Origin of the sequence: Actinoplanes sp. NPDC051513 (assembly GCF_044454685.1) — a bacterium.
In the GTDB taxonomy this organism is placed as follows: Bacteria; Actinomycetota; Actinomycetes; order Mycobacteriales; family Micromonosporaceae; genus Actinoplanes.
This window is the reverse complement of sequence record NZ_JBITDW010000001.1, coordinates 132,746-153,311: the sequence shown is the minus strand read 5'-3', so window position 1 is coordinate 153,311 and position 20,566 is coordinate 132,746. Positions and strand designations below refer to the sequence as shown.

Annotated in this window: 23 protein-coding genes; 14 read left to right on the top strand and 9 right to left on the bottom strand. The window is 70.6% G+C overall.

The features are described from left to right. Positions 1-129: 129 nt before the first annotated feature. From ACIA5D_RS00740 to ACIA5D_RS00730, 3 genes are all read right to left on the bottom strand, one after another. Positions 130-2,193: a 3-hydroxyacyl-CoA dehydrogenase NAD-binding domain-containing protein gene (locus ACIA5D_RS00740; protein WP_396027723.1), complete on the bottom strand. Its 2,064-nt coding sequence runs from the start codon at positions 2,191-2,193 to the stop codon at positions 130-132. Next, complete coding sequence (locus ACIA5D_RS00735; protein ID WP_396027722.1) at positions 2,190-3,386, bottom strand: thiolase family protein; 1,197 nt, start codon at positions 3,384-3,386, stop codon at positions 2,190-2,192. The genes ACIA5D_RS00740 and ACIA5D_RS00735 overlap by 4 nt, the downstream gene beginning before the upstream one ends. A gap of 134 nt (positions 3,387-3,520) precedes the next feature. After that, a complete protein-coding gene (locus tag ACIA5D_RS00730) occupies positions 3,521-4,840 on the bottom strand; it encodes a ribonuclease D (protein ID WP_396027721.1) in 1,320 nt (439 codons plus the stop codon). Positions 4,841-4,982: 142 nt separating this feature from the next. Here ACIA5D_RS00730 and ACIA5D_RS00725 point away from each other — a divergent pair, with 142 nt between their 5' ends. Continuing rightward, on the top strand, positions 4,983-6,047 hold the full coding sequence (locus ACIA5D_RS00725) for a S1C family serine protease (protein ID WP_396027720.1): 1,065 nt from the start codon (positions 4,983-4,985) through the stop codon (positions 6,045-6,047). Positions 6,048-6,192: 145 nt separating this feature from the next. Here ACIA5D_RS00725 and ACIA5D_RS00720 read toward each other — a convergent pair whose 3' ends face one another. Next, positions 6,193-6,759, bottom strand: a complete 567-nt coding sequence (locus ACIA5D_RS00720) for a DUF3000 domain-containing protein (protein WP_396027719.1) — start codon at positions 6,757-6,759, stop codon at positions 6,193-6,195. Between the two features lie 117 nt (positions 6,760-6,876). On the opposite strand from ACIA5D_RS00720, the gene hemE reads away from it, so the two are divergent. The 3 genes from hemE to hemQ all read left to right on the top strand — a co-directional run bounded on the left by hemE (position 6,877) and on the right by hemQ (position 10,201). Then, entirely contained in the window at positions 6,877-7,908 is a 1,032-nt protein-coding gene (gene hemE / locus ACIA5D_RS00715; RefSeq protein ID WP_396027718.1) for a uroporphyrinogen decarboxylase, read from the top strand. Positions 7,909-8,001: 93 nt separating this feature from the next. Then, entirely contained in the window at positions 8,002-9,399 is a 1,398-nt protein-coding gene (gene hemG / locus ACIA5D_RS00710) for a protoporphyrinogen oxidase (protein ID WP_396027717.1), read from the top strand. 55 nt (positions 9,400-9,454) lie between these two features. Next, positions 9,455-10,201, top strand: a complete 747-nt coding sequence (hemQ, locus tag ACIA5D_RS00705; RefSeq protein ID WP_396027716.1) for a hydrogen peroxide-dependent heme synthase — start codon at positions 9,455-9,457, stop codon at positions 10,199-10,201. Here the strand turns inward: hemQ and ACIA5D_RS00700 are convergent. Next, positions 10,173-10,661, bottom strand: a complete 489-nt coding sequence (locus tag ACIA5D_RS00700; RefSeq protein WP_396028553.1) for a GNAT family N-acetyltransferase — start codon at positions 10,659-10,661, stop codon at positions 10,173-10,175. The genes hemQ and ACIA5D_RS00700 overlap by 29 nt on opposite strands. An 83-nt stretch (positions 10,662-10,744) precedes the next feature. Here ACIA5D_RS00700 and ACIA5D_RS00695 point away from each other — a divergent pair, with 83 nt between their 5' ends. The 4 genes from ACIA5D_RS00695 (at position 10,745) to ACIA5D_RS00680 (ending at position 12,856) form a co-directional block, all read left to right on the top strand. Next, positions 10,745-11,020 carry an isoamylase early set domain-containing protein gene (locus ACIA5D_RS00695; protein WP_396027715.1) on the top strand — a complete coding sequence of 92 codons (276 nt, stop codon included), beginning with the start codon at positions 10,745-10,747 and terminating at the stop codon, positions 11,018-11,020. Between the two features lie 235 nt (positions 11,021-11,255). Further along, positions 11,256-11,510 (top strand): hypothetical protein, encoded by a 255-nt coding sequence (locus tag ACIA5D_RS00690; protein ID WP_396027714.1) that lies wholly within the window; start codon positions 11,256-11,258, stop codon positions 11,508-11,510. 72 nt (positions 11,511-11,582) lie between these two features. Continuing rightward, a complete protein-coding gene (locus ACIA5D_RS00685; protein WP_396027713.1) occupies positions 11,583-12,383 on the top strand; it encodes a thymidylate synthase in 801 nt (266 codons plus the stop codon). After that, complete coding sequence (locus tag ACIA5D_RS00680) at positions 12,380-12,856, top strand: dihydrofolate reductase (protein ID WP_396027712.1); 477 nt, start codon at positions 12,380-12,382, stop codon at positions 12,854-12,856. The genes ACIA5D_RS00685 and ACIA5D_RS00680 overlap by 4 nt, the downstream gene beginning before the upstream one ends. A gap of 91 nt (positions 12,857-12,947) precedes the next feature. Here ACIA5D_RS00680 and msrB read toward each other — a convergent pair whose 3' ends face one another. Then, positions 12,948-13,355, bottom strand: a complete 408-nt coding sequence (gene msrB, locus ACIA5D_RS00675) for a peptide-methionine (R)-S-oxide reductase MsrB (RefSeq protein WP_396027711.1) — start codon at positions 13,353-13,355, stop codon at positions 12,948-12,950. Between the two features lie 76 nt (positions 13,356-13,431). On the opposite strand from msrB, the gene ACIA5D_RS00670 reads away from it, so the two are divergent. From ACIA5D_RS00670 to ligD, 3 genes are all read left to right on the top strand, one after another. Beyond that, on the top strand, positions 13,432-13,896 hold the full coding sequence (locus ACIA5D_RS00670; RefSeq protein WP_396027710.1) for a hypothetical protein: 465 nt from the start codon (positions 13,432-13,434) through the stop codon (positions 13,894-13,896). A gap of 95 nt (positions 13,897-13,991) precedes the next feature. Next, a complete protein-coding gene (locus ACIA5D_RS00665) occupies positions 13,992-14,564 on the top strand; it encodes a hypothetical protein (protein ID WP_396027709.1) in 573 nt (190 codons plus the stop codon). Positions 14,565-14,759: 195 nt separating this feature from the next. Then, positions 14,760-15,794 carry a non-homologous end-joining DNA ligase gene (ligD, locus tag ACIA5D_RS00660; protein ID WP_396027708.1) on the top strand — a complete coding sequence of 345 codons (1,035 nt, stop codon included), beginning with the start codon at positions 14,760-14,762 and terminating at the stop codon, positions 15,792-15,794. Here the strand turns inward: ligD and ACIA5D_RS00655 are convergent. Continuing rightward, positions 15,791-16,264 (bottom strand): GNAT family N-acetyltransferase, encoded by a 474-nt coding sequence (locus ACIA5D_RS00655; protein ID WP_396027707.1) that lies wholly within the window; start codon positions 16,262-16,264, stop codon positions 15,791-15,793. The two genes, ligD and ACIA5D_RS00655, sit on opposite strands and share 4 nt — an antisense overlap. 48 nt (positions 16,265-16,312) lie before the next feature. On the opposite strand from ACIA5D_RS00655, the gene ACIA5D_RS00650 reads away from it, so the two are divergent. After that, the gene (locus tag ACIA5D_RS00650; RefSeq protein ID WP_396027706.1) at positions 16,313-16,771 is read left to right on the top strand and encodes a potassium channel family protein; all 459 of its coding nucleotides are present in this window, start codon (positions 16,313-16,315) and stop codon (positions 16,769-16,771) included. On the opposite strand, the gene ACIA5D_RS00645 is transcribed toward ACIA5D_RS00650, so the two are convergent. Further along, on the bottom strand, positions 16,722-18,287 hold the full coding sequence (locus ACIA5D_RS00645; protein WP_396027705.1) for an alpha/beta hydrolase: 1,566 nt from the start codon (positions 18,285-18,287) through the stop codon (positions 16,722-16,724). The two genes, ACIA5D_RS00650 and ACIA5D_RS00645, sit on opposite strands and share 50 nt — an antisense overlap. 65 nt (positions 18,288-18,352) lie before the next feature. Continuing rightward, entirely contained in the window at positions 18,353-19,420 is a 1,068-nt protein-coding gene (locus ACIA5D_RS00640; protein WP_396027704.1) for an ATP-dependent DNA ligase, read from the bottom strand. 122 nt (positions 19,421-19,542) lie between these two features. On the opposite strand from ACIA5D_RS00640, the gene ACIA5D_RS00635 reads away from it, so the two are divergent. Together ACIA5D_RS00635 and ACIA5D_RS00630 are read left to right on the top strand one after the other, a co-directional pair. Further along, on the top strand, positions 19,543-19,704 hold the full coding sequence (locus tag ACIA5D_RS00635) for a hypothetical protein (RefSeq protein ID WP_396027703.1): 162 nt from the start codon (positions 19,543-19,545) through the stop codon (positions 19,702-19,704). Positions 19,705-19,709: 5 nt separating this feature from the next. After that, the gene (locus tag ACIA5D_RS00630; protein WP_396027702.1) at positions 19,710-20,561 is read left to right on the top strand and encodes a transglutaminase-like domain-containing protein; all 852 of its coding nucleotides are present in this window, start codon (positions 19,710-19,712) and stop codon (positions 20,559-20,561) included. Positions 20,562-20,566 lie beyond the last annotated feature (5 nt).

Here is a 20,566-nt window from a genome sequence, read left to right as displayed (position 1 = left end):
GCCGCCAAACGGAGTCGCCCCCCACCCGGGGCAGCACGCCCCGTCCGACCGGACAAAACCCCCTGGAGTGCGACAACGCCCCGCACCAGGTGGGTGCGGGGCGTCGTCGATCCGACTACGTTGCGAAGATCACGCGGGGAGGCCACCCACGCCCTTCGGCAGGAACCGCCGGCCGGTCACCCGCTCGGCGACCCCGCTGCGGTCCAGGTACGGGGTCACGCCGCCGAGGTGGAACGGCCAGCCCGCGCCGAGCACCATGCACAGGTCGATGTCCTGCGCCTCGGCGACCACACCCTCGTCCAGCATGATCCGGATCTCCTCGGCCAGCGCGGCCAGCGCGTTCTCGCGTACCTCATCGGCGGACAACGGCGCGGGGCCGCCGGCAGCGAGCTTGACCACCTCGGGGTTGATCTCGTCGTCGTCCATGAGCGGCAGGCCGGCGTCGACGATCCGCTTGAGGGTGGGGCTGTCGGCGAAGCGCTCGGGGAACGCCCGGTGCAGCGTCTCGCCGACGTGGTAGGCGACCGCCGGGCCGACCAGCTGCAGCAGCGCGATCGGGCGCATCGGCAGGCCCAGTGGGTCGAACGTGGTGTCGACGACCTCGAGCGGGGTGCCGGCGTCGATGGCCTTGAAGACCTCGCTGGTGAAGCGTGTGAGCACCCGGTTGACCACGAACGCCGGGGCGTCCTTGACCAGCACCGACGACTTCTTCAGCTCCTTGCCGACGGCGAACGCGGTGGCCAGCGTCGCGTCGTCGGTCTTCTCGCCCTTGATGATCTCGAGCAGCGGCAGGACCGCGACCGGGTTGAAGAAGTGGAAGCCCACGACCCGCTCAGGGTGCTCGAGGTCGGCGGCCATCTCGGTCACCGACAGCGAGCTGGTGTTGGTGGCCAGGATCGCCTCGGGGGAGACGATCTTCTCGAGCTCGGCCCAGATCTGCTTCTTGAGGTCGAGGTTCTCGAAGACGGCCTCGATCACGAAGTCGGCGTCGGCGAAGACGGACTTGTCGACCGAGCCCGACACCAGGCCGCGCAGTTTGGCGGCGGTGCCCTCGTCCATCCGGCCCTTGCCGACCGTCTTCTCGATCTGGCCCAGCACGTAGCCCACGCCCTTGTCGACCCGGGACTGGTCGAGGTCGGTCAGCACGACCGGCACCTGCAGGCGGCGGGCGAACAGGAGCGCGAGCTGGGACGCCATCAGCCCGGCGCCGATGATGCCGACCTTGGTGACCTTGCGGGCCAGCGACTTGTCGGGCACGCCGACCGGCCGCTTCGCCCGGCGCTGCACCAGGTCGAAGGCGTACAGCGAAGCACGCGCCTCGTCGCCCATGATCAGCTCGGCGAGGGCCTCGGTCTCGGCCGCGGCGCCGTCCTCGAAGGTCGCGTCCTTGGCCAGGGCGAGCAGTTCGAGCGCCTTGTTCGCGGACGGGACGGCGCCGTGCAGCCGCTGGTCGAGCTGCTGCTTGGCGAAGAACAGCACCCCGTCCCACATGTCTTTGTCGACCTCGGGGCGCTCGACCGTGACAACGCCGTTCACCACGCCGGCGGCCCACTCCAGCGAGCGCTCGAGGAAGTCGGCCGGCTCGAAGAGCGCGTCGGCGACGCCCAGTTCGGCCGCCTGCTTCGGGCGCAGGACCTTCTGGGTGAGCGGGTTCTGCAGGATGACCTGGGCCGCGCCCGGCGCGCCGATCAGGTTGGGCAGCAGCTGGCTGCCGCCCCAGCCCGGGACCAGGCCGATCGCGACCTCGGGCAGGCCGAGGGCCGCCGCGCCGCCGGAGACGGTGCGGTAGTGGCAATGCAGCGCCACCTCGAGCCCGCCACCGAGCGCCGCGCCGTTGATGAAGGCGAAAGTCGGAATTGTCGAATTCTTCAGCCGGGCGAAAACCCGATGCCCCAGCTCGCCGAGCTCAACTGCCTGCGCCTTGTCTGAAATGTACGGAATGCCGGTGATGTCAGCGCCGACGCAGAAAATGTATGGCTTACCGGTCAAGGCGATGAACGCCGGGTCGGCCGCCGAGGCGGCGGTGATCGCCGCATCCAGGGACGCAAGCCCACCGGGCCCGAAGCTGTTCGGCTTCATGTAGTCGAGCCCGTTGTCCAGCGTGATCACCGCGGCCTTCCTGGCCAGCCCCGGCACCTGGACAAACCGGACGAGAGCCTTCGTCACGACCTCATTCGGGTGCTCGATGGTCACTTTGCCGCGCCTTCCCAGTTCGGGTTCTCCCAGATCACGGTGCCGCCCATGCCGATGCCGATGCACATGGCGGTGAGGCCGTAGCGGACCTCGGGGTGCTCGGCGAACTCCCGAGCCAGCTGCGTCATCAGCCGCACGCCCGAGGAGGCGAGCGGGTGACCGATCGCGATCGCGCCGCCCCACGGGTTGACCCGAGGGTCGTCCTCGGCGATGCCGTAGTGGTCGAGGAACGCGAGCACCTGCACCGCGAACGCCTCGTTCAGCTCGAACAGGCCGATGTCGTCGATCGTCAGGCCGCCCTTCCGGAGCGCCTTTTCGGTCGACGGGATCGGTCCGTAGCCCATGATCTCCGGCTCCACGCCGACAAATCCGAACGAAACGAGCCGCATGGCCACCGGCAGCCCCAGTGAGCGAGCGCTGGCCTCATCGGCCAGCAGCGCCGCCGTGGCGCCGTCGTTGAGGCCGGCGGCGTTGCCCGCGGTAACCCGCCCATGCGGCCGGAACGGCGTCTTCAGCGTCGCAAGCTTCTCGAGCGAAGTCTCCCGGGGCGCCTCATCGACGGTCGCGAGCCCCCAGCCCTCCTCGGCGCTGCGAACGGCCACCGACACCAGATCGGGCTGCAGCTTGCCGTCCGCGTACGCCTTGGCGGTCTTGATCTGCGAATGGAGCCCGTACCGGTCGACCCGCTCCTTGGTGATCTCCGGAAGGCGATCGTGCAGGTTCTCGGCCGTCGAGCCCATCACCAGCGCCGACGGGTCGACCAGCTTCTCGGCCAGAATGCGCGGGTTGGGGTCGACGCCCTCGCCCATCGGGTGCCGGCCCATGTGCTCGACGCCGCCCGCGATCGCGAAGTCGTAGGCGCCCATCGCGATGCCGCCGGCCACGTTGGTCACGGCGGTCATCGCGCCCGCGCACATGCGGTCGATGGCGTAGCCCGGCACGGTCTTGGGCAGCCCCGACAGCAGCGCCGCCGTGCGCCCGATGGTGAGCCCTTGATCGCCGATCTGGGTGGTGGCCGCGATCGCGACCTCGTCCACCCGCTCGGGCGGAAGCTGAGGATTGCGCCGCATCAGCTCGCGAATGCAGCGAATGACCAGGTCATCGGCGCGGGTCTCGGCATACATGCCGCCCGCCTTGCCGAACGGTGTGCGGACGCCGTCGACGAAGACGACCTCACGTACTTCACGGGGCACAGGAGCCTCCTCGAGCGCAATTTTGAGGCAATGCTACTCACCGGTAACTAAGGCGTGCCACCGCCCCGCAGATATGTCACAGGTGGGTTACCAAAACCATGCGGACCGTCGCTTGGTGCGACGGTCCGCGAGGATCAGGCTGCTGGCGGGGGGTCGGGCAGTACTTCGGCCAACTGCACCGCGAGCAGCGTGACCTGCCAGTTGCGGGCTCCGAAGCCGCGCAGGGTGTCGGAGACGGTCTGCGCGCTCACCTCGTCGGGTGGTGACCAGGCGAGGCGGCGGATGTAGTCCGGACTTATCAGGTTTTCGGGGGGTAGGCGGTTGGCCTCGGCGGTGGTGACGACGACCCCTCGGCAGCGGGCCAGACGCGCGGCGGCGATCGGGTCGCGCTCGGCCCAGCGGTGGGGCGGCGGCGGGCCGTCCATCGGCTGGTTGATCGGCAGCGCGTCGTCGGGCAGCGCCCGGGCCTCGTCGAGCGCGTCGAGCCAGACCCGGGCCAGACGGCGGACCGAGCGGCCGCCGAAACCGGGTATGCCGAGCAGCGTGCGCTCTTCCTTGGGATCCGATTCGGCGGCCGCGACGATCGCCGAATCGGGCAGTACGCGACCGGGCGCCGAGTCGCGGCGGGCCGCCACGCCGTCCCGGGCGTACCAGAGCGCCCGCACTCGAGATTGAGCGCGCGCTCCCCGTACCCGATGAATGCCGGACGTGCGACGCCACGGATCGGGCCGCAGCCGCGGCGGCCGGTCGGCCGACGCGACGAGCGCGGCGAACTCCTCGGCGGCCCAGGCCGACTTCCCCTGGCGATCCAGCTCGGCGGCGAGATGGTCGCGCAGGTCGGTCAGCAGTTCCACGTCGAGAGCCGCGTAGGTCAGCCACGACTCCGGCAGCGGGCGGGTGGACCAGTCCGCGGCGGAATGGTGCTTCTCGAGGGAGAACCCGAGAAGCTGCTCGGTGAGCGCGGCGAGGCCGACGCGCTCGAAGCCGGCCAGACGCGCGGCCAGCTCGGTGTCGAACAGGCGGCGCGGCTTCATGCCCACTTCGGCCAGGCACGCGAGGTCCTGGCTGGCGGCGTGCAGTACCCACTCGCTCTCGGCCAGGGCGGCGTCGAGCGTGCGCAGGTCGTCGAGGGGCAGTGGGTCGATCAGGACCGTCCCGGCGCCGGCGCGGCGCAGCTGCACCAGGTACGCCCGCTGGGTGTAGCGGTAGCCGGAGGCGCGCTCGGCGTCCACGGCGACCGGCCCGGAGCCGGCCGCCATCTTGGCCACGATCTCGGCCAGCTCGGTCGCGGACTCGACCGGTCGGGGGGTGCCCTCGCGGGGGGCGGTCAGCGGGACGGCGGCGGGCAGGGGGTCGGGACCGCCAGACGTCGGGTCGGGCGGCTCGGGGAGCGGTCGTCCGTCCCCTGCCGGCTCTGGCTCGTCCCGACGGCGCAGGGGTGCTTCGTCGGTCACTCCGTAACCGTACGGGTGCACCACCCCACCGATGTGCAGCCGGGTCCCGGCGCGTCGGTTCTCGATCTAAAGCCGACTCATCCGAAAAGGCTTCTCGTCCGTATAACCTCTCGCAGCGCCGAGACTCGGGAGGCCGTGCCGGATGACCACGACGTACGACCCGTTCATCCCTGCCGACGGCACCGACCAGCGCCGATACGACGGGCGCCGGCGCGCCGAGGAGCGGGGAGGCGGGCCTGCGTGGGAGCCGGAGCCCCGCTGGGAGCCGCAATATCAGCAGCAACAGCAGTACACAGAGCCGGAACCCGTACGGGAGCGCTGGGAAGCTGAGTCAGCACCCGAGCGCTGGGAAGCCGGGCAGCAACGCTGGGAGCCGGAGCCGCCGCAGCATCCGCGGTCGTGGCAGAGCAGCGGGCTGACCGGGTCGTTCCCGGTGGCGGCCGAGCCCGAGCCTTCCTCCCGCCGCGGCCGGGCCCGGGTGAAACCGCTGCTGATGGGCCTGGTGGCGGTCCTGGTGGTGGTGGCGGGCTGGCAGGCGTACCGGATCGAGAGCATGAACAGCGACAACGCCTCGCTGCACTCGGTGCTCGCGACCGAGAAGAACCGGACCGACCGGCTGGAGAAGCAGCTGGCCGGGGTCTTCGACCCCGAGGCGGTGTCGTCGAAGGTGTTGCCGAGCGTCTTCCGGGTACGCGCCGGCGAGTTCACCGGCACCGCGTTCTCGGTCGGCACGAAGGCGGCGAACGGGCAGTCGAACCTGTTCACCAACTACCACGTCGTCGCCGACGTGTGGACCGGTGGCGGCAAGGCGGTGACGCTCGAGCGCGGCAGCACGAAGATCAGCGCCACCATCGTGAAGGTCAGCAAGGGCAAGGACCTGGCACTGCTGCGCGCCAACCAGGAGATCGCGGGCCTGGGCACGGCGACCGCCCAGGTCAAGCCCGGCCAGCAGGTGGTTGTGGTGGGCGCGCCGCTCGGCCTCGACGACACGGTCACCACCGGCGTGATCAGCGCCTATCGACCGGACGACCCGGACGGCCCGACGATCCAGTTCGACGCGCCGATCAACCCCGGCAACTCGGGCGGCCCGGTGGTGAATGCGAACAACCAGGTGGTGGGGCTCGCGACCGCGAAGGCGAAGGACGCCGAGGGCATCGGCCTGGCCATCCCGGTGAAGACCGCCTGCGACACGTTCGCCGTCTGCTGAGCCCTCCGCTGGTCGGCCCGGCTCTGGTCGGCCCGGCTCTGGTCGGCCCGGCTCTGGTCGGCCCGGCTCTGGTCGGCCCGGCTCTGGTTCGGCCCGGCTCTGGTTCGGCCCGGCTCTGGTTCGGCCCGGCTCTGGTTCGGCCCGGCTAGCCGACGCGGTGGCGGTCGTTCAGGGCGGTCACCCCGGGCGGCGGCAAGCCCGCGGTCGAGGCGAGCATCGCGCACCAGCCGAGCAGGTGGGCGGCCGTGTCGGTGGAGGTCGGCGTCCAGGAGGCGCGCACCTCGAGGTCGGCCGTGGGCGCCGGCCCGGCCAGCTCGCCGAAGCGGGTCGACGCGGTCTGCGTGATCGTGCCGCCGATCGCCGTGTACGACGCGGCGTGCTGCTCGAGCGCGTCGGTCAGCCAGGTCCACGCCACCGCGGGCAGCAGCGGGTCGCCGGCCATGTCGGGCTCCAGCTCGGCGGTGACCAGGGTGACCAGCCGCAGATCGCCGTGCCAGGCCTCGTGCCCGGCCGGGTCGTGCAGCAGGATCAGCCGGCCGCTGGCGACCTCGTCGCCGCTGCGCAGCACGGTCGCGCTCAACGCGTACGAGAACGGCGCCAGCCGTTGCGGCGCCGGAATCTCTTCGAGGAGGATCTCGGGTCTCGGCCCGGCCGCCCGCAGCCCGTCCACGGCGCGAGCGAACGCGTCAGGGGCAGCGGAGGGGGTCGCCATGCCGGAAGCCTATGCCGATCCCCGGTGTCCGTCGTCGATCGCCGCGCCGAACGTCCGTGCCTTCGCGGGTGATCGCCTGGTAATCGATGAGATGGCGGCACATGGCACGATTGCGCGGTGACTCTCGACGATTCGCCGTTGGTGCGGGCGTGCCGCGGCCAGGACGTGCCGCATACCCCGGTCTGGTTCATGCGGCAGGCCGGGCGCTCGCTGCCCGAGTACCGCAAGATCCGCGAGGGCATCGGCATGCTGGAGTCCTGCCGCCGACCGGATCTGGTCACCGAGATCACCCTGCAGCCGGTCCGCCGGCACAACGTGGACGCGGCGGTCCTGTACAGCGACATCGTGGTGCCGATCGCGGCGGCCGGCGTCGATCTGGACATCGTGGCCGGCACCGGCCCGGTGGTCGCCGAGCCGATCCGCACCGAGAAAGACCTCGCCCGGCTGCGGCCGATCACCGCCGACGACGTCGCGTTCGTGGCCGAGTCGGTGCGGCTGCTCGTCGGCGAGCTCGGCAAGACCCCGCTCATCGGGTTCGCGGGCGCGCCGTTCACGCTGGCCAGCTACCTCATCGAGGGCGGTCCGTCGAGGACATACACCAGGACCAAGGCGATGATGTACGGCGAGCCGGGGCTCTGGCACGCCCTGCTGACCCGCCTCTCCGGCATCACGCTGGCGTTTCTGCGCACGCAGATCGAGGCGGGTGTCAGCGCTGTCCAGCTGTTCGACTCGTGGGCCGGCGCGCTCTCCGAGGCCGACTACCGCGAGTTCGTGATGCCGCACTCGCGCGAGGTGCTGGCCGGTCTGGCTAACGAGGACGTGCCGCGGATCCACTTTGGTGTGGGAACCTCCGTGCTGCTGCGCGCAATGGGCGAGGCCGGCGCCGACGTGGTCGGTGTCGACTGGCGTACGCCGCTGGACAGCGCCACGAAGCTGATCGGGCCGGGCCGTTCGGTGCAGGGCAACCTCGATCCCGCCGTGCTGTTCGCGCCGTGGGAGGTCGTCGAGCGGGAGGCTCGCCGGGTGCTCGACGAGGGCCGCGCCGCCCCCGGTCACGTCTTCAACCTCGGCCACGGCGTGCTGCCCGAGACCGAGCCCGAGGTGCTGACCCGCCTCGTCGAGCTGGTGCACACCGCGTCTGCGCGCTGACCCGTCCCGGGCCCGGCGCGTCTTGGGCCCGGCCCGTCTTGGGGCGGGCTCACACCCACCGACCCCGGTGGTGGCCCCGGGTGGTGGCCTGGGATGGTGGATGACGTGCGGAAGCGGGTTGCGGTCATCGGCGGCGGCATCGCCGGCCTGGCCGCCGCGGTGCGGCTGAGAGATCTCACGCCGGCGGCGACCGACATCATCGTGTACGAGCAGAGCGGCGTCCTCGGCGGGAAGCTGCGCACCGGCGAGCTGGGCGGCCTGCCGGTCGAGCGCGGCGCCGAGTCGTTCCTGACCTCCTCGCCGGACGGCGGCGAGTCGGCGGCCGTGGCGCTCGCGAAACGTCTCGACCTCGGTCCGTCGCTGGTGCACCCGGCCACCGTGCCGGCGGCGCTGTCGATCGGGGGCCACCTCACGCCGATCCCGGGCGGCACGCTGATGGGCGTCCCGGCCGATCCGTCGTCGCTGGGCGGCGTCGCCGGCGCGTCCGGGCACGACATCGACGAGGGCCATCCGTTGCTGGCCGAGGGCGCCGACATCGCGGTGGGCGCGCTGGTCCGCTCGCGGTACGGCGCCGCGATCGTCGACCGGCTGGTCGACCCGTTGCTCGGCGGCGTCTACGCGGGCCGGGCCGACGGCCTGTCGCTCGAGGCGACCGCGCCGCAGCTGGCCGCCGCCGCCCGGGTGGAGCACACCCTGGGCGCGGCCGTCCGTGCCGCTCAGCGCGCGCGGGCCAAGACCGCGGGGCGGCCGGTCTTCTCGGCGGTCGAGGGCGGCATGACCCGGCTGGTGGCCGCGGCGGCCGCGGCGGGCGGGGCGCGGATCAGTCTCGGTCTTCCGGTACGCGACATCTCCCGCACCGCGCACGGCTGGCGGCTGCTGCTCGGGCCCGCGCCCGCTCCGCAGACCGACGACGTCGACGCAGTGGTGCTCGCGGTTCCGGCCCGGCCGGCCTCGCGGCTGCTCGCGGGGATCTCGGCCGAGGCCGCCGAGGCCGTCGGCGTGCTCGACTACGCGAGCGTCGCGCTGGTCGGGCTGGCGCTGCCGCCGGGGACGCCGTTGCCCGAGCTGTCCGGGTTCCTGGTGCCGCCGAGCGAGGGGACGCTGGTCAAGGCGGCGACGTTCGTCACCCGCAAGTGGCCGCACCTCTCCCGGGACGCCGGGCCGGTCGTGGTGCGGGCCTCGCTGGGGCGCTTCGGTGAGCAGGAACGGCTGCAGTTCGACGACGGGGTGCTGCTCGACCGGGCCCGGCGCGAGCTGGGAGAGCTGATCGGCGAGGAGTTGCCGCCGCCGGCCGCGTCCTGGATCCAGCGGTGGGGCGGCGGGCTGCCGCAGTACGCGCCGGGGCACCGCGACCGGGTGGCGTTCGCGCGGGGCGAGCTGCCGCCGGGGCTGGCGCTGGCCGGGGCCGCCTTCGACGGGGTCGGCATTCCGGCGTGCATCGCGAGCGGCGAGCGGGCGGCCGAAGACGTGAGCAAGGCGTTGGCCGCATGAGGGGCCTCAGCGGGGATAGCGCCGCCGAAGACGTGAGCAAGACCTTGGAGGGTTGATGAGCGAGCAGACGAACGCGGCCAGGATCAACGAGCTGAACGCGTCCATCCGGTACACGATGTGGTCGGTGTTCCGGGCCGCGACGCCGCTGCCGGCCCTTCGTGATGAGCTGTCCGGCGAGGTCGACGGCCTCTTCGAGCAGCTGGCCGCCCATCCAACCGCCCCACCCGCCGCCCAAGAGCGGACTGAAGGCTGCCAGGAGGTGACGATCCGCGGCACGTACGACGTGTCGGGGCTGCGCGCCGACGCCGACGTGATGATCTGGTGGCATTCCGGGTCGCCGGACGCGCTGCAGGACGCGTACGGGCTGTTCCGGCGCACCGCGCTCGGGCGCCACCTCGCACCGGTCTGGTCGCAGATGGCGCTGCACCGGCCGGCCGAGTTCAACAAGAGCCACCTGCCGGCGTTCCTGGCCGGGGAAGAGCCGCGGTCGTACCTGTGCGTGTACCCGTTCGTCCGCTCCTACGAGTGGTACCTGCTGCCCGACGACGAGCGGCGGTTCATGCTGGCCGAGCACGGCAAGATGGCCCGCGGCTACCCGGACGTCCGGGCGAACACGGTGGCGTCGTTCGCGCTGGGCGACTACGAGTGGATGCTCGCCTTCGAGGCCGACGAGCTGCACCGGATCGTCGACCTGATGCGCGACCTGCGGGCCGCGACGGCACGGCGGCACGTGCGCGAGGAGGTTCCGTTCTACACGGGCCGCCGCCGCTCGGTCAGCGAACTGGTTGCGGCGCTGCCGTAGGGTCCTGGCCGGTCAGCAAGGCCTTTCGCATGGGAATGTGCGGAATGCCGTCCTCGACGAACTCTGGGCCGGTCTGTTCGTAGCCGAACTTGGCGTAAAAATTCTTGAGGTGCGCCTGGGCGTCCAGCACGCTCGGGCGATCACCGATGACCTTCAGCGCCTCGGCGACCAGCGTGCCGGCCAGCCCGCTGCCGCGGGCGTCCGGCGCGGTGACCACACGACCGATGCGCGGAACCTCACCGTCGTCCAAAATACGCAGGTACGCCCGGATTGCACCGGCCCGTTCGATCCAGATATGCCGGGTTCCTGGCTCGGCGTCCCGTCCGTCGGGATCGAGGTAGACGCAGTTCTGCTCGACCACGAAGACCTCGCTGCGGAGCCGGAGAATCGCGTACAGCGTGGGGGCGTCGAGGTCGGCGAACGAGGCGTGACACAGGTCGTATCGGGCTTCCGGAGACATGTGGCAGATCGTATTGCGGCGCGGCGTCACCCGTATCGTGGCCGCCCGTTGTACGGATGTAAGCCCGAGCTGTGGAGGTCTTCATGATCAAGAAGAGCCGGCTGTTCGGCAACAAGACCCGGGTGACCTTCTGCCTGCCCGCCGACGCCCCGCCGGGGCAGGTCAGCGTGGTGGGCACGTTCAACGGCTGGAAGCCCGGCGAGCACGAGCTCAAGCTGCGCCGGGACGGGACGCGGACGGTCAGCGTGCCGCTTCCGCCCGGCAACCACGCGTTCCGGTACCTGGCCACCGACGGGGTGTGGCTGGACGACGACCACGCCGATGTGGTGGGGCCGGACGGAAGCGAACTGCGCCTGTAGCCGCTTCTGGTGAGCCCTGATTCCGGCCCGTGAGGGCCGGTGGCCGCGCGCGGCCGTATCCGTCATGAGAGGGTCGCGCGGCACCTGCGCGTGTCTCGCCCTTCGGGCGTGGTGGCGGTGCTTCCGCTGCTCGGCGTGGTTCTGCTTTGCGCGTACGAATCATGGTTTTGGGGTTTTTGGGTCTGTTGACCGCAAGCGAACCGGAAAAGCTCTCATTTATGGTTAATCTGGCGACATGACCATGTACGAGACCTCGGACCTGCACAAGCGTGTCGCGCGGTACGAGGCGGCGGTTGATGAGCTGCGGGCGGCCCACCAGGACATCCGGACCGTGCTGCTCGATCAGGTGCTGTACGAGCGGTGGCAGCAGATCGGGGCCGAGCTCGGGTTCGCCGTGGCGGCCGGGACCGCTCAGGCCGGCGCGCAGCAGCAGGATCTCGGCGCGATGAATCAGCAAATTCCGCAGATGTCGGAATCCTGGGCCGGATAGGACCTCCGTCGTGCGTCACCTCCGCTGCCACCGGGGTGACGCCGGCGGAGCCACGGCGGCTAGGTTTGCTGCATGGCTGTCGACACCCAGTACGAGGACCTGCTGCGACGGGTTCTTACCACCGGAACTCCGAAGACCGACCGCACGGGCACCGGGACGGTGAGCCTGTTCGGCGAGCGGCTGCGCTACGACCTGTCGGAGACGTTTCCGCTGATCACGACGAAGCGGGTGCATTTCAAGTCGATCGCGGTCGAGCTGCTGTGGTTCCTGCGCGGCGACAGCAACGTGGGCTGGCTGCGCGACCAGGGTGTCACTATCTGGGATGAATGGGCCGACCCATCCGGTGAGCTCGGGCCGGTCTACGGGGTGCAGTGGCGGTCCTGGTCCACCCCCGACGGCGGGCATGTCGATCAGATCGCCGGCGTGCTCGAGACGCTGCGCAAAGACCCCGACTCGCGGCGGATGATCGTGTCGGCGTGGAACGTCGCGGAGCTGCCGTCGATGGCGCTGGCGCCGTGTCACGCGATGTTCCAGTTCTATGTGGCCGACGGGAAGCTGTCGTGCCAGCTCTATCAGCGTTCGGCCGACCTCTTCCTGGGGGTGCCGTTCAACATCGCCTCGTACGCGCTGCTGACCCGCATGGTGGCGCAGCAGGCGGGGCTGGCGCCGGGCGACTTCATCTGGGTCGGCGGGGATTGCCACATCTACAACAACCACGTCTCGCAAGTGTCGGAACAGCTGACGCGGCCGGCATTCGAGTTCCCCGCACTGGAGATCGCGGCGGCCTCGTCGCTCTTCGACTACGCCTTTGACGACTTCACGCTGGTGAACTATCAGCACCACCCGGCTCTGCGGGCGCCGGTGGCGGTGTGACCGTGCACATGATCTGGGCGGAGGCCCGGGATCGGGTGATCGGGGCCGCCGGCCGGATTCCTTGGAAGCTGCCGGGGGAGCAGGCCATGTTCAAGGAGCGGACCATGGGCGGGACGGTGGTCATGGGGCGGGCGACGTGGGAATCGTTGCCTGCCGCCGTCCGGCCTCTGCCGGGGCGGCGGAACGTGGTGCTGACTCGTGCTGCCGCTTTTGACGCGCCGGGCGCCGTGGTTGTGCGGTCGGTCGACGAGGCCCCGCTCGCCGAGGACGTCTGGATCATGGGCGGGGCGGCGGTCTACGAGGCGTTTCTGCCGAAAGCCGAGCACATTTTGCGTACGCGCATCGATCTTGACGTTGCCGGAGATACGCGGGCGCCGGTGCTGGACGACTCCTGGGTTGTCACGGATTCGTCGGGCTGGCAAACGGCTCCGAACGGGCTGAAGTACGTCGTGGAGGACCTGGCGCGCGTCTGATGCTGTCGGCACGGTGGTTGCTGTCGGCACGGTGGTTGCTGTCGGCGCCGTGGTTGGGCGACGCCGACCTTGCCCGATTTTTCTGGATTTATTATGCCTTCGGCTCCAGATGGATCGACAGGCTGTTCACGCAGTGGCGAGTGTTCTTGTCGGTGAAGTGCTCGCCGCGGAACACGTGGCCGAGGTGCGAGTCGCACCGCGCGCAGCGGATCTCGACGCGGACCATGCCGTGGGCGCGATCTTCGATCTCCTTGACCGCCCCGGGGATGGCGTCGTCGAAGGACGGCCAGCCGCAGTGCGAGTCGAACTTGTAGTCACTGGGGTACAGCGCGGCGCCGCAGGCGCGACACTCGTACGTACCCTCGGTTTTGGTGTCGACGTACTCGCCGGACCAGGGCGCCTCGGTCCCGGCCTGGCGGAGAACCCGGAACTCCTCCGGGCTGAGGCGGACCCGCCACTCGTCCTCGGTGGCGGGCAGGGTGGTGTCGTTTGTTGCCATGCTCCAAAGGTACGTCGATGTGTCCCGACGCACGCCGAGTGCGGCCGTTGCCATCGCCACACCCGTTGGGCCGTGCATGGAAGATGCATCGCCCGCGACTTTCCGTCCCACCTGCCGGCAGGCTCTCGGCCGCGGCCTCTACCTCGGCGGGGTCGTGGCCGTGGTCGTCGTGGCCGCCGCCGCGGTCGTGGCGCCGCCGGGGTGGGTGTGGCCGATGCTGGCCTTCGGGCCGCCGGCGGCCGGGGGGCTGCTGGGCATGATGGCCGGGCGCTGCACCGGCACCGAGATCAGCGCGGGCGGGATCCGTACGCTGTCGGTCTTCGCCAATGACCTGGCGCCGTGGCACCGGGTGGTGGATCTGCGGGCCGAGCGGCGGGGCGGCCGGACGGTGGTGTCGGTCTATCTGGACTCCGGGGCGAGTGTCCAGCTCCAGGCTCCGTACGACGGTGGTCTGTTCGCCGCCGACCCTCGTTTCGAAGTAAAGATGTTCGCTTTGTCCCATATATGGCGAAGTAACCGTTTCGGTGGTCTTCCGGGATGATGACCCGCCGAGCGGCGTTAGCGGGTAAATCGGGCAATTGACGCTAAGCTCCCGTTCGGACCTGGAAATACCGCAACAGAACGGGATAACTCCTCATGAGTGCAACTCGCCGGATTCTGGCCGCCGGACTGCCCGCGGCCGCCGCCCTCGTCTTCGCCGCCTCACCGGCAATGGCGATGGGCGACCACGCCGCCCGCCCGGCCGCCACCGCCTCGGCGTGCCCTGCGGGCGCGCGCGACAACTGCGATTACGGCGCCACCGGCGCCGGCGGATACGGCAACGCCGGCGCGGGGACTCCGGGCGGCGGAGCCCCCGGCGGCGCGGCTCCGGGTGGCGCAGCTCCGGGTGGCGAGGCTCCGGGGGGCGCGGCGACGCCGGCCCACACCCGCGGCCAGGGCGGCTACAACACGCCGACGACGCCGGCCACGACCGTGCCGACCAGCCCGTCCGCGCACGTCGACACCGTGCCACCGACCGCGGCCACCCCGAGCACGACGGTTCAGGCCGCCACGCCGACGCCGAGCCAGAGCACGGGCGGCGGGGTCAGCGCGGGGCACGCCCTGCCGGTGACCGGCGCTCCGATGGGCGCGATCATCTCGTTCGGCGCGCTGATGGTGGCCGCCGGAGCCGCCTCGGTCTGGTACACGCGGCGTCGTCGCAGCGTCTGATCTTGGCTTCTCGGTTTCGCGGGCCGCCCGGCAACACGCCGGGCGGCCCGTTCCTTTCCGCGGCTTCCGTGCGCGGCTTCCGTGCGCGGCTTCCGTGCGCGGCTTCCTTTTCGTGGCTCCGGCCGCGCTTGGCCGGCTGCGTTTTGCCCGGCTTGCCGGGCGGATCTTCCGGGCCGGGCGGCATAGGGTCGGTGCATGCCGAAAGCCGCAGCGGAAGAGCATGAGATCGCCGGCCACACCGTCCGGCTGAGCAGCCCCGACAAGGTCGTCTTTCCCGGCCGGGGCTTCACGAAGCGCGACGTCTTCGAGTACTACCTGGCCGTCGGCGACGGCATCCTGCGCGCCCTGCGCGACCGGCCCACCACGCTGCAGCGCTTCCCCGACGGCATCGAGGGCGAGGCGTTCTACCAGAAGCGCATCCCCACCCGCGGCGTGCCGCCCTGGATCCAGACTGCGAAGATCACCTTCCCGAGCGGCCGGGGCGCCGACGAGCTCTGCCCGGCCGACCTCGCGCACGTCGCCTGGGCCGCGCAGATGGGCACCATCGTCTTCCACCCGTGGCCGGTGCGGGCCTCGGCCCCCGACAACCCCGACGAGCTGCGCATCGACCTCGACCCGCATGAGGGGACCGGCTTCGCCGAGGTGGTGGCCACCGCCGGCGTGATCCGCGAGGTGCTCGCCGACCTGGGCTGGGTCGGCTATCCCAAGACTTCCGGCGGCCGCGGCGTGCACGTCTACATCCGGATAGCGCCGCAGTGGTCGTTCGTGCAGGTGCGGCGGGCGGCGATCGCGTTGGCCCGCGAGGTCGAGCGGCGCGCTCCCGATCGGATCACCACGGCCTGGTGGAAGGAGGAGCGCGGCGAGAAGGTCTTCCTCGACTTCAACCAGATGGCCCGTGACCGCACGATCGCCTGCGCGTACTCGCTGCGGGCCAACGGCCGGGCCACCGCGTCGGCGCCCGTCACCTGGGACGAGCTTCCTTCCGTCGAGCCGGACGATTTCGATCTCCGGACCCTGCCGGCCCGGTTTGCGAAGATCGGCGACCCGCACGCCGGGATCGACGACGTGGCGCACGACATCACGCCGCTGCTGGAGTGGTCCGAGCGCGACGAGCGCAACGGGCAGGGCGACATGCCCTATCCGCCCGACCACCCGAAGATGCCGGGCGAGCCGCCGCGCGTGCAGCCGAGCAAGATGAACAAGGCGAACTGGCCCAAGGAGGACGCCTAGAGCGTCAGCTTCATGCCCTCGTGGGAGGCGGTGAAGCCCAGCGACTCGTAGAACCGATGCGCGTCGGTGCGTCGCTTGTCGGTCGTGAGCTGCACGACCCGGCAGTTCTTCTCGCGGGCGCGCTCTATCGCGTACGCCATCAGACGGCGCCCTATGCCGCCGCCGCGACGGTCGGTCGTGACCCGGACCGCCTCGATGGTCATCCGCCACCCGCCGCCGCGGCTCAGCCCCGGCGTGAACGTGAGCTGGCAGGTCGCGACGATCTCGCCGCCCCCCTCGCCCGCCGCGCCTGCCTCGGCCACGATCAGCTCGTTGCCTGGGTCGGCGTCGATCGCCTCGAACGCGGCCCAGGTCGCCGCGTCGACCTCCTCGGGGACGACGCCGAAGCCGCGAGCCCGGCTGATGTCGTCGTCGGCGAGCAATTCCAGGATGGCGGGCACGTCCGACCGCCCGGCCGAGCGGAACTTCAACTCTTCCGGCCTCCCCTCGACGTGCGCCTCTGGGGCACGATGGTCGCCATGCACGTCCTGCTCACGCCCTTCCGGAGGGTCTATCGCGCGGTCGTCTGGCTGGCGAACTCACCGCGGACCCTGATCCTTGCCTACGCCCTGCTGATCATCGTTTGCAGCTCGGCGTACCACTACTTCGAGAAGAGCGCCTCGTACGGCGACTCGCTCTGGTGGGCGATCGTGACCGCCTCCACCGTCGGGTACGGCGACATCTCCCCCTCGACCTGGGAGGGCCGGGTGCTCGCCGGGATCCTCATCTCGGTCATGGTGCTCCTCGTCATCCCGCTGATCACCGCTCATTTCGCGAGCAAGCTGATCGTGGACGCCGACGCCTTCCGCCACGAGGAACAGGAGGAGCTCAAGCACAACCTGCGACGCGTACGAGTGCTGCTCGAGGCCCTCGCCGAGCGGGAGGGTGTCACTTTGCCGGACACCGCAGTCCCTCCTGCGGCACCTGGAGATCGATGAGGTAGTCGTCGACCGCCTTCACGATGCAGGGGGTGCTCGGGTACGCCGTGTGGCCCTCGCCCTGCCAGGTGAGCACGTGACCGACGCCCAGCATTTTCGCCAGGTCGGCGGTGTTCTCGTACGGCGTGGCGGGGTCGCCGGTCGTGCCGACCACGACGATCGGCGGGGCGCCGGTGGCCGGGCCGGCCGGGTACGGGTCGCGCTCGCCGGGCCACACGCTGCACGACAGCATGCCGACCGCGAGCGACGCGCCGAACAGCGGGTACTTCGCGCGCCATTCGCCCTGAAGCTTGCGGATCTCGGCGACGCTCGGCACGTCCTTGGTGTCGGCGCAGTTCACCGCGAGGTTGGCGTCGAAGAGGTTGCTGTAGGTGCCGTCGGGTTTGCGCTCGGCGTACTGGTCGGCGAGGTTGAAGATCCCCTTGGGGTTGCCCTCCTTGAGCGCGGACACGGCGCCGGCGAGCGCCGTCCAGCCCGACTCGTTGTAGAGCGACGAGATCACCGCCAGGAAGATCCAGCCGGAGGTCGCCTTGCGGCCGTCGGTGTAGGGCACCGGGTTCTTGTCGGCCGCGGCCATCGCGTCGGTGACCGCCTTGCGCGCGTCGGGCGCGATCGGGCACTTGGCCGGCGTCTGCTTGCACCAGGCGGAGAAGTTGGTGAAGGCGCGCTCGAAGCCCTTGGCCTGCGACTCGGAGCCCTGGACGTAGGTCTGCTCGGGGTCGATCGCGCCGTCGAGCACCAACGCCCGGATGTTGGTCGGCGACTGCTGGGCGTAGGTCGCGCCGAGCAGCGTGCCGTAGGAGAACCCGAGGTAGGTCAGCTTCTCGTCGCCGACGGCGGTGCGGATCGCATCCATGTCCTTGGCGGCCTGATTGGTGGAGAAGTTGACCAGCTGGCCGCCGTACTTCCGGCCGCAGCCGTCCACGATCTTCTTGGTCAGCGCGACGTAGCTGTCGAACTGGGCCTGGCCGGCTGGGTCGGGCGGCGCCCCGAAGTTCGCGTCCTGGTCGGCGTCGCTGATGCACTTGACCGGGTCGGAGCGGCCGACGCCGCGAGGGTCGAAGCCGAGGATGTCGAACCGGTCGGTGATCGCGGTGGGCAGGCCGCCGAGCGCCTCACCGTAGGAGAGGTAGACCGCGGTGTCGACGCCCGAGCCGCCCGGGCCGCCGGGGTTGATCAGCAGCGAGCCGATCCGGTTCTTCTGCGTCTTGGAACGGATGCGGATCACGGAGATGCCGTACGTCTGGCCGCTGTTCGAGCTGTTCCAGTCGCGAGGGACGTCGACGGTGGCGCAGTCGTAGGTCATTCCGGCGGCGCCGCGGCCGACCAGTTGCTCGGGAACGTCGGAGCAGTCGCTCCAGTCGGCAGTGCCGCCGCCGAGCGGCGCGCTCGAGCCGTTGCCCTCCGGGGTGGGCTCGTTCGACCCGTCCGGGGCGAAGGTGGGCACGGTGCAGCCCGAGACGGCGAGAACCGTCGCGAACAGAAGTCCGGCGACCAGACGGAGGCGACGCGGCACGATCACGGCCTTTCCACGGCAACGCTTGCTGGACCGAGGCTAGCCGGTCGGTCTGACAAGAACCTTCAGCGGCTGGTGAGCACCTCGGCCAGGTTGAACTGGACCGGGCGCTCGAGCTGCTCGTACGTGCAGGAGTGGGGGTCGCGGTCGGTTCGCCAGCGCTCGAACTGCGCGGTGTGCCGGAAGCGGATGCCCTCCATGTAGTCGTAACGCACCTCGACCACGCGCTCGGGGCGCAGCGGCGTGAACGACAGATCCTTGCCGTTGTTCCAGCGGCTGTACTCGTTCTTGCGCGGGGTGCGCTCGCCCTGCTCGTGGGCCGCCCAGTCCCACGGGTGCCCCTCGAAGCTGGTGACCAGGGGCTGGAGCTCGCGGAACAGTTCCTCGCGGACGGCGACGGGGAAGGCGCCGATCACGCCGACCGACACCAGCACGTCGCGCTCGTCGTAGAGGCCAAGCAGCAGGGAGCCGATCCTGTCCTCGGCGGACTTGTGCACGCGGTAGCCGGCGACGACGCAATCCGCCGTACGCTTATGTTTGATCTTGGTCATCACCCGTTTGTCGGGCTGATAGGTCAGGTCGCGGCTCTTCGCGATCAACCCGTCGAGGCCGGCGCCCTCGAATTCCGCGAACCACCGCTGCGCGGTGGGAAGATCGTCGGTGGCCGGTGTGATGTGCACCGGTGGCTGCGCATTCTTGAGTACGTCTTCCAGCCGTGCCCGCCGCTCGGCGAAGGGGCGCTCGGTCAGATCTTCGTCGCCGATCGCCAGCAGGTCGAACGCCACGAAACTGGCCGGGGTCTGCTCGGAGAGCAGCTTGACCCGGCTCGCCGCGGGATGGATGCGCTGCTGGAGCGCCTCGAAGTCGAGCGTGTTACGCGCGGTGTCGGCCACGATCACCTCGCCGTCGATCACCGCCCGCTCGGGGAAGTTTTCCAGGATGGCCCGGACGACCTCGGGGAAGTACCGGGTCATCGGCTTCTCGTTGCGACTGCCGATCTCGACCTCGTCGCCGTCGCGGAAGATGATCGAGCGGAAGCCGTCCCACTTCGGCTCGTACACCTGGCCGGGCGGAATCTCGGCGACGGGCTTGGCGAGCATCGGCTTGACCGGCGGGCTGATCGGCAGATCCATGCCACCCAGTCTGCCGCTTGAGCCGCCATCCGGAAGCCCCGTTTTCCGGCCTTTACTCTCCCCCAGGGGGAGACCACACACTCGTCGCATGACCACGCAACACCTCGAGACCCTCGCGATCGGTGAGTTCGGCCGCCTGGCCGGCCTACGAGGCCGTCTCCAGCCACGTGGCGGCCAACGGGCTCGTGCCGTGCGGGCCCGAGCGCGAGATCTACCTCAACCGCTGGGACCGGGTCTCCGGGACCGATCCGTTCGTACACGTCGCACAGCCGATCGAGGAGTGAACGTCATGGACTACACGCGACAGACCAGGTACTCCGACCCGCGGGCGCACGCGGCGCTGTTCGACCCGCTGCCCGCCGACCCCGACGCCATCGGGGAGGTGATCCGCAATCTCGTCTCCCACTACCGTGCGTCCGGCATCGCTTTCCCGCCCGACCGGCTGGCCGAGATCGACAGTCGCTGGGCCGACCGGCTGATCGACGCCGACCGTCGGCGCTTCGACACCCCGCTCGCCGAGCCGCGCGCCCCCGAGCAACGCATCGTCGGCTGCTGCCGAGATTTCACGCTGCTCACCGTGTCGGCGCTGCGGCACAAGGGCATTCCGGCGCGCAGCCGCATCGGCTTCACCGACTATCTCAGCCCCACCTGGCACCACGACCACGTCGTCGCGGAGTACTGGGACGGCGGCCGCTGGATCGCCACCGACACTCAGATGGACATCGCCGACCTGCGTCTCGGCCCGGGCGGGTTGCGCACGGCGGCTCAGGTCTGGTCGGCCCACCGGCGCGGCGAGATCGACGTCGAGACGTTCGGCGTCGACCCGGGCGTCGACGATCTCCGCGGGGCCTGGTTCGTCCGCAACTACCTCATCTACGAGCTGGCCCACCGCCGCGGCGACGAGCTGCTGCTGTGGGACCTCTGGGGAGACGCGACCCGCGGGCTGCTCGGCGACCCGTCCCTGATCGACGAGGTGGCCGACCTGCTCCAGGCCGCCGACGCCGGCGACAAGGCGGCCGAGCACAAGCTGGCCGACCACTACGCCACCAACCCGCGGCTGCGCCCGGGCAGGTACGTGAAGTGCGCGTCCCCAGCCGCCGCCGACGTGGTCACGGCCGACCTCCAGCGCGATGCTGCCTGACCAGC

Excerpts from the sequence above, each read along its gene's own strand:
- ACIA5D_RS00725 (WP_396027720.1), top strand. The coding sequence starts at position 4,983 with ATGACCACGACGTACGACCCGTTCATCCCTGCCGACGGCACCGACCAG.
- ACIA5D_RS00720 (WP_396027719.1), bottom strand. The coding sequence starts at position 6,759 with ATGGCGACCCCCTCCGCTGCCCCTGACGCGTTCGCTCGCGCCGTGGAC.
- hemG (WP_396027717.1), top strand. The coding sequence starts at position 8,002 with ATGGTGGATGACGTGCGGAAGCGGGTTGCGGTCATCGGCGGCGGCATC.
- hemQ (WP_396027716.1), top strand. The coding sequence starts at position 9,455 with ATGAGCGAGCAGACGAACGCGGCCAGGATCAACGAGCTGAACGCGTCC.
- ACIA5D_RS00700 (WP_396028553.1), bottom strand. The coding sequence starts at position 10,661 with ATGTCTCCGGAAGCCCGATACGACCTGTGTCACGCCTCGTTCGCCGAC.
- ACIA5D_RS00695 (WP_396027715.1), top strand. The coding sequence starts at position 10,745 with ATGATCAAGAAGAGCCGGCTGTTCGGCAACAAGACCCGGGTGACCTTC.
- ACIA5D_RS00690 (WP_396027714.1), top strand. The coding sequence starts at position 11,256 with ATGACCATGTACGAGACCTCGGACCTGCACAAGCGTGTCGCGCGGTAC.
- ACIA5D_RS00685 (WP_396027713.1), top strand. The coding sequence starts at position 11,583 with ATGGCTGTCGACACCCAGTACGAGGACCTGCTGCGACGGGTTCTTACC.
- msrB (WP_396027711.1), bottom strand. The coding sequence starts at position 13,355 with ATGGCAACAAACGACACCACCCTGCCCGCCACCGAGGACGAGTGGCGG.
- ACIA5D_RS00670 (WP_396027710.1), top strand. The coding sequence starts at position 13,432 with ATGGAAGATGCATCGCCCGCGACTTTCCGTCCCACCTGCCGGCAGGCT.
- ACIA5D_RS00665 (WP_396027709.1), top strand. The coding sequence starts at position 13,992 with ATGAGTGCAACTCGCCGGATTCTGGCCGCCGGACTGCCCGCGGCCGCC.
- ligD (WP_396027708.1), top strand. The coding sequence starts at position 14,760 with ATGCCGAAAGCCGCAGCGGAAGAGCATGAGATCGCCGGCCACACCGTC.
- ACIA5D_RS00650 (WP_396027706.1), top strand. The coding sequence starts at position 16,313 with ATGCACGTCCTGCTCACGCCCTTCCGGAGGGTCTATCGCGCGGTCGTC.
- ACIA5D_RS00640 (WP_396027704.1), bottom strand. The coding sequence starts at position 19,420 with ATGGATCTGCCGATCAGCCCGCCGGTCAAGCCGATGCTCGCCAAGCCC.
- ACIA5D_RS00630 (WP_396027702.1), top strand. The coding sequence starts at position 19,710 with ATGGACTACACGCGACAGACCAGGTACTCCGACCCGCGGGCGCACGCG.